This is a genomic window from Streptomyces sp. NPDC029674 (genome assembly GCF_044903205.1).
Taxonomy (GTDB): Bacteria; Actinomycetota; Actinomycetes; order Streptomycetales; family Streptomycetaceae; genus Streptomyces.
In genome coordinates this window covers 443,675-458,132 of the sequence record NZ_JBJDPY010000005.1, presented here as the reverse complement: position 1 = coordinate 458,132, position 14,458 = coordinate 443,675, and the positions used below count along the sequence as shown (strand labels likewise).

The following is a 14,458-nucleotide window of genomic DNA, read 5'->3' as shown; positions in this document are numbered from 1 at the left end:
GCGACGTGACCGCCGAGGACCACGAGACACCGCACACGGCGGAGAAGGCCGCGACGGGGAAGCGGCTGCCCGTCGCGGAAGCCCCGCCCATCCCGAAGGCTCCGCCCGACGTCCCGCCGTGGGTCAGCGTCTCGGTCCCCGCGACCCGGGTCGTGGCGGGCACGCCCACGACGGTCGTCGTGCGGGAGGACCGCGGCACCCGCTGGGTCTGGGTCCCCGCGGACCTGACCTGGGAGCCGAGGGACGCCGTCACCTACACGGCGACCCGGATCAGCGTCGACGGCACGGTGGTCATCAACGACCCCCAAGGCGGCGGAGGAAGCTACTCCGTGACGTTCGCACGCCCCGGCGACCACACGCTCGTCGCGGTCGGAGTGGCGGGGGCCCGCGACATAGTGTCGCCGCCCCTCACCGTCCACGTGGCGGCCGCCGCACCACCCGCCTTCACCCTCACCTCCCCGGCCAACGGCGCGGTGGTCAACCTCGACGAGGGCGGCGGACAGGTCTCCGTCCAGTTCACCACGGGCAGCGACCAGTTCTTCCCGCTCACGGTGAGCATCACCAGGGACGGACAGACCACGTCCGAGCGGTTCACCGGCACCACGTACGCGAAGCCGGTGCTGCTCGCACCCATGCCGCTCGGCACCCGGTCCCTGTCGGTCACCTGCGCCGACCCCGACGGCGTGGCGACGACCCAGACCCGCTCCCTCACCGGCCGCGACATCGCGTCGCCACGGGTGCGAGTCGTCTCACCGCAGCCCGCCGCCAACATCATCGGCGACGCCAACGGCGCGGTGACGGTGTCCGTGCAGGGCACCGCCGAGGACGCCCAGAGCGGCATGGTGGGCGCACCGGCCACCGTGGCCTGGGCGCTCGCGCCCGGTGGCCCCTGGACCGCGGCCCGGCCCGCGGCGACGGGTGACTTCCGCAACTGGAGCGCCGACGTACCGCTGTCCGGATTCGGCGCCCACACCATCCATGTGCGGGCGACCGACCAGGCCGGCAACACGACCCCGGCCCCGCAGCTCGCCGTCCCGGTCGTGGTGATCAGCTCCTACGTCCCCGCCACCCTGGACGAGCGGCTCAACGAGCGGCAGTATCTGAGCGGCCTGCTGTCCTTCGCGCAGGAACAGGTCACCGTCCCCGGCACCCCGCCCGCCCCGCTGGACACCCCCACCCTCGTCGCCGCCCTCGGCCAGCCCCTGGGCCGGCTCAGCCAGCCCCTGTCCGCCGCGGCCGACCGGGGCAGCCGCGAGGTCAGCCAACTCCGCGTACCCGTCGAGCTGTTGCGCGCCCGCATCGCCGCCACCAACACCCCCACAGTCCCCGGCGCCGCCGCCGAAGCCACCTACCGCGACACCGCCTACGCCGATCTGCTCGCCGCCTTCGGCACGTCCTACGCGGAGCTGCGACTGGCCAGGGGAGCCGACCCCGCGGCCCGCCGTGCCCTCGCCGGCCGGCTGGGCATCCGCCTCACGGGCCAGCGCCCCGACGAACTGGACCGTCTCGTCCTGGACGGCACGGCCCTGACCGAAGCCGCCCTGGAGACCCTGTTCGGCCTGCCGTCCAGTGCGGCCACCGACCCGCTCAGAGCGCCCGTGACCCCGCTCATCCTCACCTGGCAACTGACCGCCCTCACACCGTCCTGGGCCGAGCAGGACCAGCACCCGCGGACACCCAGGGCCTTCACGGCCCTTGCCGACCCCGACGTCATCGGCGCCGCCGACGTGGTGGCGGGCCCCAAGGGCGACCCCGTCCGCACCCTCCTGGCCCAGCGCGCCCACGCCCTCTCCGACTACGGGAACCTGCTCAACAGCCTGCGCAACGCGGAGACCGATCCCGTGAAGGGCCTCGCCGCGATGACGGCACGCGCGTTGCCGGACACCGACCTCGCCGACCTGGAGGCCAAGGACACCCGCGGCACCGACATCGGCCCGGCCCTCGACGCGGTCGGCCTGCCCCGCGGCGGCTTCCTGCACCTGCGGGCGCTCGCACGCCTCGCAGCCGCCGGGCCGCTCACCCGCGCCGAGTGGACCGACGCCATCGCCGTCCTCGTCGGCGCCCGCCGACGCCAGCTGTACCCCACATGGCGGGCCCAGGAGACGGCGTTCGTCCTCTCGCCCGACTACTTCGTGCTCTCCGGCACCGGCCCCCAGGTCGCCCCGCTCCGCGCCGACCCTCGCGCGCGCGACGACTGGCAGACCGTGCTGCGCGGCCGCACCGCCGAGCGCCAGGACATCCTCGCCGCCGGAGTGCGGGCCGTCGCCTCCGCCGAGCAGGCGGCCCTGCCGATCCTGCGGGACGCCCTCCTCACCGACCTCGCCGCACCCACGAACAGCGACCTCACCGACACCGGCGAGGCGATGTCCGCCCTGTTCCTGGTCGACGTACTCGCCGGCGGCACCCTGCGCACCACCCGGATCAGGCAGGCCATCGAAAGCGTCCAGTCACTGCTGTCCGCGAAGCGCTCCGGCGCGCTGCCCCCGGCCCACCCGGCGGCCGCCTGGACCCTCAACGACTTCGACGCGTTCACCGCCGCCTGGGTGTGGATGGGCGAGCACGGCAGCTGGCAGGCGGCCACCACGGCCTTCCTCTTCCCCGAACGCAACCTCGACCCGACGCTCCTGGTCCCGAACGCCACCCCGGCGAAACCGTTCGACACCTTCTACGCCAACATCCGCGGCACCGGCCCCTTCAGCGCCGCCGACGCCAAACGGCACGCGGCGACATACCTGACCCAGCTGGGCCTGAACTTCACCTACCTGGACCCGAACAGGTCCATGGCACACCAGCGGGCCCTGCGGGACCTGTCCGCCGCCCAGAGCGAGACGGCCGCCCGGGAGACCTTCTGGGCCGTGCCGCTGTTGCTCGCCGCACGCCTGCAGTCGGTCGGCGACCACCCCGCCGCCCTCGACTGGTACTGGCTCGTCCTGCCCTACGACGTCAGCGACCCGGTCTCCATCTACCACCGCCTCAACCTGGAGACACCCGCCCGGCCCGACCTGCGCTTCCCGCCGAAGTGGACGACGCGGCTCGACCCGTTCACGCTCGCCGCGACCCGCCCGACCCCCTACAGCCGGTACACCCTCCTCTCCGTCGTACGCTGCCATCTCGACCACGCCGACGCCGAGTTCACCCGCGAGACCGACGAGTCCGTCGCCCACGCCCGCGCCCTCTACGTCACCGCCCGGCGGCTCCTCGACGCACCCCGGCTCAAGGCGCTGCCGCCGACCAACACCGGCGAACCGGCCCTGGCCATCCCGGAGGCCGAGTCGCTGCGCGCCCGTGCCCGGGTCCAGCTCGCCAAGTTGCGCCAGGGCCGGAACATCGCCGGCATGCCCCGCGCCCAAGGCGTCTCCACGATGCTGACCGTCAGCCAGCCGACGCCGTACCGCTTCCGCGTACTGCTCGACCGGGCCCGTCAACTCACCGCCCAGGCCGCCCAGATGGAAGCCGGATACCTCGCCGCGCTGGAGAAGTACGACGAGCGGAACCTGCGCGTCTTCGAAGCGCTCAAGGGAATCGACCTGAGCGCCGCGCACGCCACCCTGGCGACGAGCCGGATCACCGAGGCCACGGACGCGGTGAGCGCCGCCGAGGCGCAGAAGACCAGGGCCGACGTCATGGCCGAGCGCTACACGGCCGCGATCGAAGCGCCCCCGAACGCCTACGAGACGAGGATGCTGACCGACTACGACAAGCTGCGCGACATCAAGGACGGCATCGTCACTGCGGACACCGCCATCGGCATCGCCCAGGCGGCCTCCAACGCGTCCAGCCTCGCCGACGTCTTCTTCAGCGGAGGCGCCAAGGTGGCCCTCGCCCTCTCCATCTCGGCGGGCGTGGTCATCAAGGGCGGGCTGCAGGCATGGCAGAACGACGTGGAGGCACAGCTCCAGGCCAACCAGCTGCACGCCGGAATCGAGCAGCGCCGTGACGACTGGCGGCGCCAGCTGGTCGCCGCGGAACAGGACTCCCTGATCGCCGCCGCCCAGGTGGCGACGGCCCGGGACCACCTGGGCATCGCCATCCAGGAGTCGGGCATCGCCGCGCTCCAGCACGACCAGGCGCTGGCGACCCTCAAGTTCCTGGGCGACCAGTTCACCAACGCCGACCTGTACCTGTGGCTGAGCACCACGCTCGGCGGCGTCTACCGCTACTTCCTTCAGCAGGCCACCGCCACCGCCCGCCTCGCCCAGGCACAGCTCGCCTTCGAGCGGGCCGAACCGGCACAGTCACTCATCCGCAACGACTACTGGCGGTCGCCCGCCGAAGCCACCGGGCCCAGCCGCCGGGGCCTCGCGGGCGCCGAACAGCTCGCCGAGGACCTGACCCGCCTCGACCAGTACGCGCTCAGCTCCGAACGGCGCCGCCTCAACCTGTCCCAGACGTTCTCGCTCGCCCGCCTCATGCCGGTCGAGTTCCAGGACTTCCGCGCGACGGGCACCCTGTCCTTCGCCACGCCCACGGCGCTGTTCGACGCGGACTTCCCCGGCCACTATCTGCGCCTGATCCGGCAGGTGCACACCAGCGTCGTCGCACTCGTACCACCGGACCGGGGCATCCGCGCGACCCTCCTCTCCAACGGAATCTCGCGGGTGACCACCGGCCAGGACGGCGTGTTCCGCGACATCACCGTGCGGCACGACCCGTCGGTCGTCGCCCTGACCTCCCCGGTGGGAGCCACCGGCGTCTTCGCACTCGACGCCCAGTCCGACCTGCTGCTCCCCTTCGAGTCCAGCGGCGTCGACACCAGCTGGGAACTGCAACTCCCGCCCGCCGCCAACCCGTTCGACTTCTCGTCCATCGTCGACGTCCTCATCACCATCGACTACACGGCTCTGTACGACAGCGGCTACCGCGAGCAGGTCACCGCCCGCCTCAACGCCGACCGGCAGCGCGGCGCCGACTGCGTCTTCAGCCTCGCCCGGGACTTCCCCGACCAGTGGTACGACCTCAACAACCCGCCCGACGCCGGCGACCGCGCGACCACGCTCGTCCTGCGCGACGCCGACTTCCCGATGGGGATCGAGGAGCTGACGACCGCGGCGGTCGCCGTACGCCTCACGAGCTCCGCGGCGGTCCCGCCCACGGTGGTGGCCCTGCGCCGGGGCGCCGCCGGCGGCGAGGCCACCACCAACGACGGCATCGCCTCCACGCGCAGGGGCAACGCGGCCGACTGGCGATCCCTGAACGGCACCACACCGGCCGGAGCCTGGCACCTCGCCTTCGGCCCCGAGGCCAGGACGCTGTTCGACTCCGGCACGCTGGACGACATCCTCCTGGTCCTCAGCTGGTCGGGGCGCGGCCCCGCGTGGACGTCGTCGGGGTGAACCGGACACCTCAGGTGGCTTGTTCCTGCGGTGTACCAGTGGGGCGTGGGTGCCGGGGGAGACGCGGCCGGGCTACGATCACGGCGTGATGACGGCCTGGTCTCCTTCCGGTACCCGGCGGAGCCGCTCGACAGCGGTTCTGCGACGGGCCGTGGGGCTGGGCCTCTTCCTTTTCGCGTTGCTGGTCGCCCATGTCATCGGTCCCGACGCCACGAGCCGGCATCTCGCCGCCGAGAGCGGGGCCGTGCCGGTGGCGGTGGCGGTGGTGGAGGCGTCGGGGGTTTCGGACGGTCCGCGTGCGGGTGAGGGGCCGGGGGGTCATCGGCACGACCACCCCCAGCAGCACACCGTCGCGGAGTGCGCCCTGGGGCAGCCGCCGCAGGGGCCGGCTGTGGACGTGCCCTGCCTCTCCCCGCTCGGGTCGCGGGGGTGGGACGGCGCGCCCGCCCCGACACGCGCCCACCACGTCGCGGGGCGCGACTTCGTGGTCCCGATAGCGCACGCGGCCGACTCCACGATTCTGCGGATCTAGGCGGGACCGGGGCGCTTCCGGTCGGTTCGTCTCCTTCGTTTCCACGGACTGCCCCCGACGAATGTTGCTGAGCTCTGCCCACCTCCCGGGCCCGGCCCCTCGGCCGGGCCGCTGCCGCCACCTGTACCGCTACCTCTACCGCTGCCGTCGTCGCGCGGAGGATCTGTGCCGTCTGTTCCGTCTGTGCTGCCTCAGTCGTCCGTCCGCACCACCCTGTACGCCCTGCTGCTGTGCGCGGTGCTCGCCTGCTTCGGCGGGCACCCGCACGATCACGGACCACCTCACTCACCGGCCACGGCCCACGCGGTCGTGGACGTGTACACCGATACTCCTTCCGACCACTGTCACGAGCCCGGCTCCGGTGCGGGCTCCGTCGTGCAGTCGTCCACCCGACTGTTACCGCTCCCGCTGCCGCTCACCACCGCGCCCCGGGCCGCGGACACCGTGCGTGCCTCCGCGCTCCGCAGTACCCGGAGGGACGGGCGAAGAGCGGTGCCGGGAGGTGGCCGTACCGCACTCGACTCGCTCTGCCGGTGGCGCATATAGGGGCCGACGCGACCCCTCGTATGCGTCCACCCCCCTCGAACGAGAGCGAAGAAGCGAAGAGATGCACTCACCCGTCGCACAAGACCCCACCCCTCTCGGCTCCACCCTCCCCGGCCTCGTCGGCAACACCCCCGTCCTCCACGTCTCCCAGCCCTTCACCCCGCCGGGGCGCGGTTTCTGGGCCAAGCTGGAAGGGTTCAACCCGGGCGGCATCAAGGACCGGCCCGGGCTGTACATGATCGAACGCGCCCGGGTGCGGGGCGAGTTGAAACCCGGAGGCCGCATCGTCGAGTCGACCAGCGGCACCCTCGGGCTCGGCCTCGCGCTGGCCGGGACCGTCTACGGGCATCCGGTCACCCTCGTCACCGACCCGGGCCTCGAACCGTCCATGGTCCGGCTGCTCGCCGCGTACGGAGCCACCGTCGACACGGTGCCCGAGCCGGACCCCGCCGGAGGCTGGCAGCAGGCCCGCCGGGAGCGCGTCGCCGAACTCCTCGCGGAGCACCCCGGCTCGTGGTGCCCCGACCAGTACGGCAACCCCGACAACGTCACCGCGTACACCCCGCTCGCCCTCGAACTCGCCGCGCAGCTCGGCCACATCGACGTACTCGTGTGCAGCGTCGGCACCGGAGGGCACTCCGCGGGCATCTCCCGCGTCCTGCGGCAGCTCTATCCCGGGCTGCGGCTGGTCGGCGTCGACACCGTCGGCTCGACCATCTTCGGCCAGCCCGCCCGGCCCCGGCTCATGCGCGGCCTGGGGTCGAGCATCTATCCGCGCAACGTCGCCTACGAGAACTTCAGCGAGGTGCACTGGGTCTCACCGGCCGAATCCGTCTGGGCGTGCAGGCAGTTGGCGACCTCGCACTACGCGACCGGGGGCTGGAGCGTCGGCGCGGTCGCGCTGGTGGCGGGCTGGCTAGCCCGGACGCTGCCGCGGGACGCCCGTGTCGTCGCGGTCTTCCCCGACGGACCGCAGCGCTATCTGGAGACCGTCTACGACGACACGTACTGCGCCGAACACGGCCTGCTGAACGGGCCACCCGCACCCGAACCCGATGTGGTGGGCCGACCCGACGAGAAGGAAGTCACCCGCTGGACCCGCTGCGCCACCGTCCACGACCCGCTCCTCGCCGCCGACCGGCGGGCGTACGCGGCCGGCGCCGCGGAGAGGGCCGGCGCCGCGGAGAGGGCCGGCGCCGCGGAGGGGGACGCCCGGTGAAGACCACGCTCAAGCAGTTCCGCTCGTACGACCGGAGCGTGCAGCTGCTCCTCGCCAACCAGTTCACCATCAACCTCGGCTTCTACATGCTGATGCCGTATCTCGCCCAGCACCTGTCCGGCACGCTCGGCCTCGCCGGCTGGCTCGTCGGACTCGTCCTAGGGGTACGCAACTTCAGCCAGCAGGGCATGTTCCTCGTCGGCGGCACCCTCGCCGACCGGTTCGGCTACAAACCGCTGATCGTCGCCGGATGCGTCCTGCGCACCGTCGGCTTCGCCACGCTCGGCCTCGTCGACTCGGTGCCGGCGCTGCTCATCGCCTCCGCGGCCACCGGGTTCGCCGGGGCGCTGTTCAATCCCGCGGTACGGGCCTATCTCGCCGCCGACGCGGGGGAGCGCCGCGTGGAGGCCTTCGCGCTGTTCAACGTCTTCTACCAGGCGGGCATCCTGCTGGGCCCGCTCGTCGGAATGCTGCTGACCGGCGTCGACTTCAGGGTCACCTGCCTCGTCTCGGCGGCGGTCTTCGCGCTCCTGAGCGTCGTACAGATCCGCGCGCTGCCCGCTCGCAGGGGAAACGACGCGGGCAACAACACCGTGGACGGCGTCGTCACGCAGTGGCGCGGCATCGTGCGCAACCGCGCCTTCCTGCTCTTCTCGACCGCGATGATCGGCTCGTACGTCCTCACCTTCCAGGTCTATCTGGCGCTGCCCCTGGAAGTGCGGCGGCTCGGCGGCGACGGGCAGTTCGGCACCGTCGCCGTCGCGCTGCTCTTCGCGGTGTCCGGCCTCACGACCATCCTCGGGCAGACACGGGTGACGGCCTGGTGCAAGGAGCGACTGGCGCCGGGACAGGCTTTGGTGCGCGGGCTGTTGTGCATGGGGCTGGCCTTCGTGCCGCTCCTGGCAGCGACGGCGCTGCCGGTGCCCGGCGGGGGCGTCGGGCGGTGGCTGCTCGCCGCCGTGCCGCCGACGCTGGCCGCGCTGCTGCTCGCGCTCGGCACGATGATCGCGTACCCCTTCGAGATGGACACCATCGTCCGGCTGTCGGGGGACCGGCTCGTCGCCACCCACTACGGCCTCTACAACACCATCTGCGGTGTCGGCATCACCGTCGGCAACTTGCTGACAGGGGCCGTCCTCGACGCGGCCCGGGAAGCGGGGATGTCGGCGCTGCCCTGGCTCGCGCTGCTCCTCCTCGGCCTCGGCTGCGCGGGGGCCCTGCACGGAATGCACCGCGCCGGGCGCCTGACCCGCGCGGCCCCCGGCACGCAGCCTGCGGCGGTCTGATCTGAGAGGGTCCGGCCGGCGCGCAGACTTGGGCGCCGCGCGCCGGCCGGACCCGGATCACGTCACGTCACGTCACGCCGAGTCGATCCCTCCGGAACACGCGGCACCCGGCTCGGGGGTCTGCGGGCCCTGCACGTACTTGCTGAAGAACTCGCCGACCCGCGGGTCCGCTGCGCTGTCGACGGTCAGCTGGTGCCCCCAGGCCGACAGCATGATCGGACTCCGCTGCTTCGCGACCGGACTCATCAGGCTGTACGGGGTCTTCGAGACCTTGTCGCCCAGCTTCTTGACGTCAGCGGCGGGCGCCTTGTCGTTGTACGTGACCCAGACCGCGCCGTGTTCGAGGGAGTGCACGGCGTTCTCGTTCGGTATCGCCTTCTCGTAGACCGTGGCGTCGCAGGTCATCCAGGCCTGGTTGTGGTCGCCGCCGACCGGCGGCGTCATCGGATAGTCGACGGCCTTGGTGACGTGGTCACGCCCCAGCTTCTTCGCGTCCCACGTCTTTTCGCCCCGCACGGGCTTCTTGGCGGCGGCGGAGTTCTGCTCCTCCTTGTCGTTGGCACGGTCGACGGCGTACGCGCCGAAGCCGATGAGCCCCGCCACGATCACCGTGCTCACGGTGACGGTGATGATGCGGTTCCGCCGCTCGCGCGCCTGTTCCGCACGGCGCATCTCTTCCATACGGGCTCTGCGCTCGGCGGCGGCCGCCTTCTTGTTCGGCTTGTGTGCCTTGGCCTTGGCCATGGGTGTTCCTTGTCCCCGCCGCGCGGTGGCACGGCGGTGGTGGCGGTGTCGGTGGATGCCGGGGCAGGGGGGGCATGCCGATGAGGCGGGCCGCCCTGCCGGGGTCCGCCTAGGTCCGCTGCACCTGGAGCATGTGGAGATCGGGAGAGCCACGGTCCGATGGCTGCTCGACCGCGGGACCCGGCACCGACAGCGCCTGGGGATACGGGGCCGGCCGGTCGCAGGCCGGTAGCGACGGACCACCGGGGGTCAGCACCGCCCGCACACCGTGGGCGACGGGCGCGCAACGCCGTTCGCCCGGCGGACAGTCGGAGTCCCGCACACGCGGCACGCGCTCGTCGAGGGACACGGTCCCAGCGACGGCCGTCGCGCGGCCGGCGCCCTGGTGATCATCGCCGTGCGGGAGAGGGCCGAGACAGATGAACAGCGCGGCGAGGAGGGAGGTGAGGGCGATGAGGGGCGTGAGGGAGTTGAGGCGAGTGAGAAAGACGGGGGCAGCGGTAGGCGCGACGCGGCACGAGGCGTGCCGGGAGGCGCCGGACCACTGAGTCGTCTGTCTCATCGCAGCGCATCGTAGCGATCGTCGACTGCGAGGACGATGGGCACCCCGTTCCGGGGCTTACTCCGTGTGGGGTGGTGCGGAGCGGTGCTCGGGGTGTGGAGCGGTGCTCGCGGGGCGGTGCGGTGCTCGGGGTGTGGTGCGGTGCACGCGGTGCGGGGTGGTGCTCGCGGTGCGGAGCGGTGCACCCGGTGCGGGGTGGTGCTCGCGGTGCGGTGCGGTGCTCGCGGTGCGGGGTGGTGCACGTGGCGTGTGCGGTGCACCCGGTGCGGAAGTGGTGCTCGCGGCCTGGAGCGGTGGACGCGGTGCGGTGCCGTGCACACCACGCGGGCCGTGCTCGCGGTGTGGAGCGGCGATCGCGGTGCAGAGCAGTGCCCGCGGTGTGGTGCCGTGCTCGCGGTGCGGGGCACCGCGCGCGGGGCGGATCGCGGCGGGCGGCTCCCGGCCTTCACCCCCGTACCGCTGTCACCAGCAGCGCCGCGCTGCGCAGGCGCAAGGTGCCGGCCTGCTCGTGGGGGCGCAGGAGCTCCGTCAGGCGGTGGTGGGCGCGGTCCCGGATCTCGGGGGTGACCTGGCCGGTCAGGTGGCGTCCGGGGCCGGAGTCGAGGAGGAAGCTCGCGGCGTCGGCGGCGTCCCGCCCCCACGTCCCGTACGCCTCCACGTGGGTCGTCCCGATGTGTTCGAACCCGGCGGCGGAGAGGATCTCGCGCGTTTTGTCGGCGTCCGCCAGGGCGAACATTCCCGGGCCGCCGGGCTTGCCGAAGCCGCCGATGGGCAGCAGGTCGCGGAGTTCGGCGAAGGCCTGGAGCCATTCGTTGGCCTCGGGATACGCGCCGCAGATGAACGCCGCGCGCCCGCCGGGGCGCAGCGCCCGCCCGATGTTGGCGAAGCCCGCGACCGGGTCCGCGAAGAACAGCACGCCGTAGCGGCTGATGGCGACGTCGTACGCGGCGGGCGCCAGCGCGTGGACCTGGGCGTCGCCCTGCTCGAAGGAGACGTTGGCGATGCCCTCCTGCCGCGCGGTGGCGCGGGCCCGCGCCAGCATCGGTGCCGACAGGTCGACCCCCAGTGCGTGGCCACCGCTCGCCCGGCGCGCGGCGAGCCTGGTCGTCTGCCCGGCGCCGCAGCCGATGTCCAGGACGCGGTCGTTCCCACCGGGGGAGGCGGCGTCCAGGAGCGGGGAGTTGAGACCTTCGTTCACCGCGTCCCAGCGGTCCTGGTGGCGGGCCCAGTGGTCCCCCTCGTAACCGTTCCATGCCTGTGCTTGCTCGGTGTTGACGATGTTCAGCATTCTCTGCCCCCTGATGAATGGCGCGCGCATGGCGAACGTATGGCGAATGAGGCGCCCCTCAGCGTTAGAATGGGCGCTCGCCCAAACAGTATGGGCAGGTGCCCATTCTGGCAATGGGGTGGGTGAGAGTACGAGGAGGAAGCCATGTCACCGCGTGGAGTCGCGATTCCGGACCTTCGTGAGCGGCTCTTCGGCGCCGCCGAGCGGATCGTCGCCCGCGACGGGGCCGCGGCGCTCACCAGCCGGGCCGTCACCGCTGAGGCGGACTGCGCCAAGGGGGTACTGCACACGCACTTCGGCGGGGTCGACGCGTTCGTCGCCGAGCTCGTGCTGGACCGGTTCGCGCGGACCGCGGCAGCGGCGCAGGAACTTCCCGGGCGGGCCGGCCAGGACACCGTGGCCGCGAACCTCACCGACGTCGCGCTGGGGCTCCTGGACTCGCTCGACCCCGGAGTCGTCGGCCTCGCCATGACCAGCAACGCCACCTCCCAGCGGATTCGTGACGCACTGGCACAGGGCGCACCGGGCTTCGCCGCGATCCAGGAGGCGCTCGCCGCCTACCTGGACGCCGAGCTCCGGCTCGGCCGCCTGCCGGCCGGCACCGACACCGCCACGACGGCGCTCGCCCTGGTCGGAACCGTCCACCACCTCCTGATGACCGGCTGGGCCGGGACGCCGGACCCCCGCGAACAGGTCGAGGATCTGGTCGCCCTGCTCGTGCCGCGCTGAGCGTGCGCCGGGCACCGGGGCGCAGGCGGTAGGTACAGGGGGCAGGCCCTCAGTCGTCGCAGCACGCCGCCACGGACTTCGTGAGCCGCGGACCCGCGAACCACGTGCCGCTGACGAAGCGCAGCGCGGGCCCGAAGCTCGCGGCCGCCGGCGGTCCGGTGAAGTGCAGGCCCGGCACACTGGTGGCGAAACCCTTGTCCAGGACGGGGAATCCGCCGGTCAGCAGGAGGTCTCCACGGAGTTCGGGGGAGAGGAAGTCCAGCGCCTCGACATGGACGCGATAGCCGGTGGCGGCCAGGACGTGGTCCGACCTGACGGTGTGTGTGCCGCCGTCCGGCGTCGCCGTGTGGAGGGTGACGCCGGCCCCGTCCGCCTCCGCCGCCGTGATCCGCCGTTCCGTGAGGACGGGCACTCTGCCCTCGAACCGCTCCTTGAGCCACCACGCCCCGCCCGGCCGCAGCCCCCGCTCGGCGAGCCGCAGCCGCGCGGCCGCGGGCAGCCGACGGAAGGCGGCCGGGTGGCGGGTGAGGCCGTACCGCGACCAGGACCGGCCCGCCGGGGTGTCGGGCTGCAGGCGCGGGCCGGACGACGGCGTCCTGTCGAAACGTACGCGCGTGCCCCGAGCGAGCAGCTGGACGTCGGCGCCCGCCTCGTGGAGCAGCGCCGCGCTCTCCAGGGCGGACTGCCCGGCCCCGACGACGGTCACGCTCCGCCCCGCGAAGGAGCCCGGATCGGTCTGCTGGGAGCTGTGCGAGATCCGGCCCAGGGCCGACGGGCCACCGGCCGCCGCCGCGGCGAGAGGCGCGGGCAGCCGGGCGAAGCCGGTGAGGCCGGTGGCCACGACCACGGCGCGGGCCCGCAGCACCTCACCCGAGGACAGCTTGACGCGGAAGCCGTCCGCGCCCCGGTCGACCATCGCCACCCGCTCGTCCTCGACGCGCGGCACCAGCCGCTCCCTGAACCACCCGCCGTACCGGATGAACAGGTCGACCGGCACCGGGTCGTGGTCGCCCGGCCTGCGCTCCCCGGCCTCGCGGCAGTAGTCGTGGAGAGTGAAGCCCTCGCGCGGGGTGGCGAGCGCGGAGGCGGCGGGCGGCGTCCGCAGGAGCATGCCCGCGGGCATGCGCCGGGCCCAGTTCGCCACGGGGGCGCCGAAGGTCCGGACGGTGAGACCGCGGGCCCGCAGGTGCGCGGCGGCGGACAAGCCGTACGGGCCCGCGCCGATGACGACGACGGTCTTGGACATGGGGGTCCCTCCTGGCGGCCGCCCCGGCGCGTGCTCCGTGTACTCCGTGTGCTCGGTGTGCTCGGTGTTCTCTACGGGCAGGGCTCGGGCGGCGGCGCCGGAATCAGCAGCTGTGGAAGGTGCGGAGTCGGGCGGTCGGGCATGCCGGGCCGCTCCCGTCCGCGTGGCCGGCGCGGGTGACGCGCTTCGGCACCGTCAGGCGGCGGCGAGCGGCGGCCGGGCGGGCGGACCTCGCCGTACGACCGCGTCCGCGAGGAGGAGGGGGAGAGAGGGCGCGCGGACCGGCCGCCTCGCGCGGTGGACCGGGGCCGGCCGCGGCAGCGCGACGGGCAGCGACGCGCGGAAGGGTCGCAGCAGCCGCGCGAGAACGGCCCACAGGAGCCGCAGCATCCGCGCCAGGCGGGCGTGGGCCGCGGTTGGCCGGGGCCGGGCGCCGTGCCGGGTCTCTCGCCGGGTGCCGTGTGGGGTTACGCGTCGGGCGCCGCGCTGGGCCTCGTGCCGGGTGCTGTGCTGGACGTCGCGCCGAGCGACGCGCAGGATGCCGCCGGACGGGGCGTCCGCGCCGTGCGCCGGTTCGGACCACCGTGAGGCGGAGGTGGCGGCCTGCCCGGCGCAGAACAGGACGGTGGCGGCCACCGCCCGAACGTTCCAGGAGGCCGTCGATCCGAAGGCGAAGTGGTATCCGGCCACCGCGAGGAGGGCGCTCGCCACGGAAAACACCACGGACCGCGCCAGCTCCCCCGGGCGCGCGCCCTCCGTCGGTCGCACGGCGGCCGGCCCGCGGCCGCCGTGCGACCGAGAGCGAGGCGCCGGTCCCGAAGTCTCCATGACTCACCCATCATGCGGCGTCAGCTCGCCGCTGTCACGTGGCGCGGGCCGTCCGGGGAAACAACTCAGCCTGCACGTAAGGGAGTTGACGCCTCACATTTGCCCTGCGGGTCGAGTTCGTCCTGGGGCCGGGAGGAGAGCGGCA

General features: G+C 73.2%; 10 protein-coding genes. 5 read left to right on the top strand and 5 right to left on the bottom strand.

Annotated elements, in window-relative coordinates:
- Nucleotides 1-5: 5 nt before the first annotated feature.
- From ACI2L3_RS15430 to ACI2L3_RS15415, 4 genes are all read left to right on the top strand, one after another.
- A complete protein-coding gene (locus ACI2L3_RS15430) occupies nt 6-5,333 on the top strand; it encodes a neuraminidase-like domain-containing protein (protein ID WP_404752863.1) in 5,328 nt (1,775 codons plus the stop codon).
- A 178-nt stretch (nt 5,334-5,511) separates the two neighbouring features.
- Nucleotides 5,512-5,865, top strand: a complete 354-nt coding sequence (locus ACI2L3_RS15425; RefSeq protein WP_404752862.1) for a hypothetical protein — start codon at nt 5,512-5,514, stop codon at nt 5,863-5,865.
- 607 nt (nt 5,866-6,472) lie between these two features.
- Nucleotides 6,473-7,630, top strand: coding sequence for a PLP-dependent cysteine synthase family protein (locus ACI2L3_RS15420; RefSeq protein ID WP_404752861.1), 1,158 nt, complete (start codon nt 6,473-6,475; stop codon nt 7,628-7,630).
- A complete protein-coding gene (locus ACI2L3_RS15415; RefSeq protein ID WP_404752860.1) occupies nt 7,627-8,916 on the top strand; it encodes an MDR family MFS transporter in 1,290 nt (429 codons plus the stop codon). Before ACI2L3_RS15420 ends, ACI2L3_RS15415 begins: the two co-directional genes overlap by 4 nt.
- A 72-nt stretch (nt 8,917-8,988) precedes the next feature.
- Here ACI2L3_RS15415 and ACI2L3_RS15410 read toward each other — a convergent pair whose 3' ends face one another.
- The 3 genes from ACI2L3_RS15410 to ACI2L3_RS15400 form a co-directional block, all read right to left on the bottom strand.
- Nucleotides 8,989-9,660 carry a DUF3105 domain-containing protein gene (locus tag ACI2L3_RS15410; protein ID WP_404752859.1) on the bottom strand — a complete coding sequence of 224 codons (672 nt, stop codon included), beginning with the start codon at nt 9,658-9,660 and terminating at the stop codon, nt 8,989-8,991.
- Nucleotides 9,661-9,769: 109 nt separating this feature from the next.
- Nucleotides 9,770-10,222 carry a hypothetical protein gene (locus ACI2L3_RS15405; RefSeq protein WP_404752858.1) on the bottom strand — a complete coding sequence of 151 codons (453 nt, stop codon included), beginning with the start codon at nt 10,220-10,222 and terminating at the stop codon, nt 9,770-9,772.
- 445 nt (nt 10,223-10,667) lie between these two features.
- Nucleotides 10,668-11,510 (bottom strand): class I SAM-dependent methyltransferase, encoded by an 843-nt coding sequence (locus ACI2L3_RS15400; RefSeq protein ID WP_404752857.1) that lies wholly within the window; start codon nt 11,508-11,510, stop codon nt 10,668-10,670.
- 144 nt (nt 11,511-11,654) lie between these two features.
- On the opposite strand from ACI2L3_RS15400, the gene ACI2L3_RS15395 reads away from it, so the two are divergent.
- Nucleotides 11,655-12,239 carry a TetR/AcrR family transcriptional regulator gene (locus ACI2L3_RS15395; protein WP_404752856.1) on the top strand — a complete coding sequence of 195 codons (585 nt, stop codon included), beginning with the start codon at nt 11,655-11,657 and terminating at the stop codon, nt 12,237-12,239.
- 49 nt (nt 12,240-12,288) lie between these two features.
- On the opposite strand, the gene ACI2L3_RS15390 is transcribed toward ACI2L3_RS15395, so the two are convergent.
- Both ACI2L3_RS15390 and ACI2L3_RS15385 read right to left on the bottom strand, forming a co-directional pair.
- Nucleotides 12,289-13,485: an FAD-dependent oxidoreductase gene (locus tag ACI2L3_RS15390; RefSeq protein WP_404752855.1), complete on the bottom strand. Its 1,197-nt coding sequence runs from the start codon at nt 13,483-13,485 to the stop codon at nt 12,289-12,291.
- Between the two features lie 195 nt (nt 13,486-13,680).
- Nucleotides 13,681-14,196 (bottom strand): hypothetical protein, encoded by a 516-nt coding sequence (locus ACI2L3_RS15385; RefSeq protein ID WP_404752854.1) that lies wholly within the window; start codon nt 14,194-14,196, stop codon nt 13,681-13,683.
- Nucleotides 14,197-14,458: the final 262 nt, after the last annotated feature.

Coding starts and splice junctions, on each gene's coding strand:
- ACI2L3_RS15400 (WP_404752857.1), bottom strand. CDS start 11,510: ATGCTGAACATCGTCAACACCGAGCAAGCACAGGCATGGAACGGTTAC.
- ACI2L3_RS15410 (WP_404752859.1), bottom strand. CDS start 9,660: ATGGCCAAGGCCAAGGCACACAAGCCGAACAAGAAGGCGGCCGCCGCC.
- ACI2L3_RS15405 (WP_404752858.1), bottom strand. CDS start 10,222: ATGAGACAGACGACTCAGTGGTCCGGCGCCTCCCGGCACGCCTCGTGC.
- ACI2L3_RS15420 (WP_404752861.1), top strand. CDS start 6,473: ATGCACTCACCCGTCGCACAAGACCCCACCCCTCTCGGCTCCACCCTC.
- ACI2L3_RS15395 (WP_404752856.1), top strand. CDS start 11,655: ATGTCACCGCGTGGAGTCGCGATTCCGGACCTTCGTGAGCGGCTCTTC.
- ACI2L3_RS15390 (WP_404752855.1), bottom strand. CDS start 13,485: ATGTCCAAGACCGTCGTCGTCATCGGCGCGGGCCCGTACGGCTTGTCC.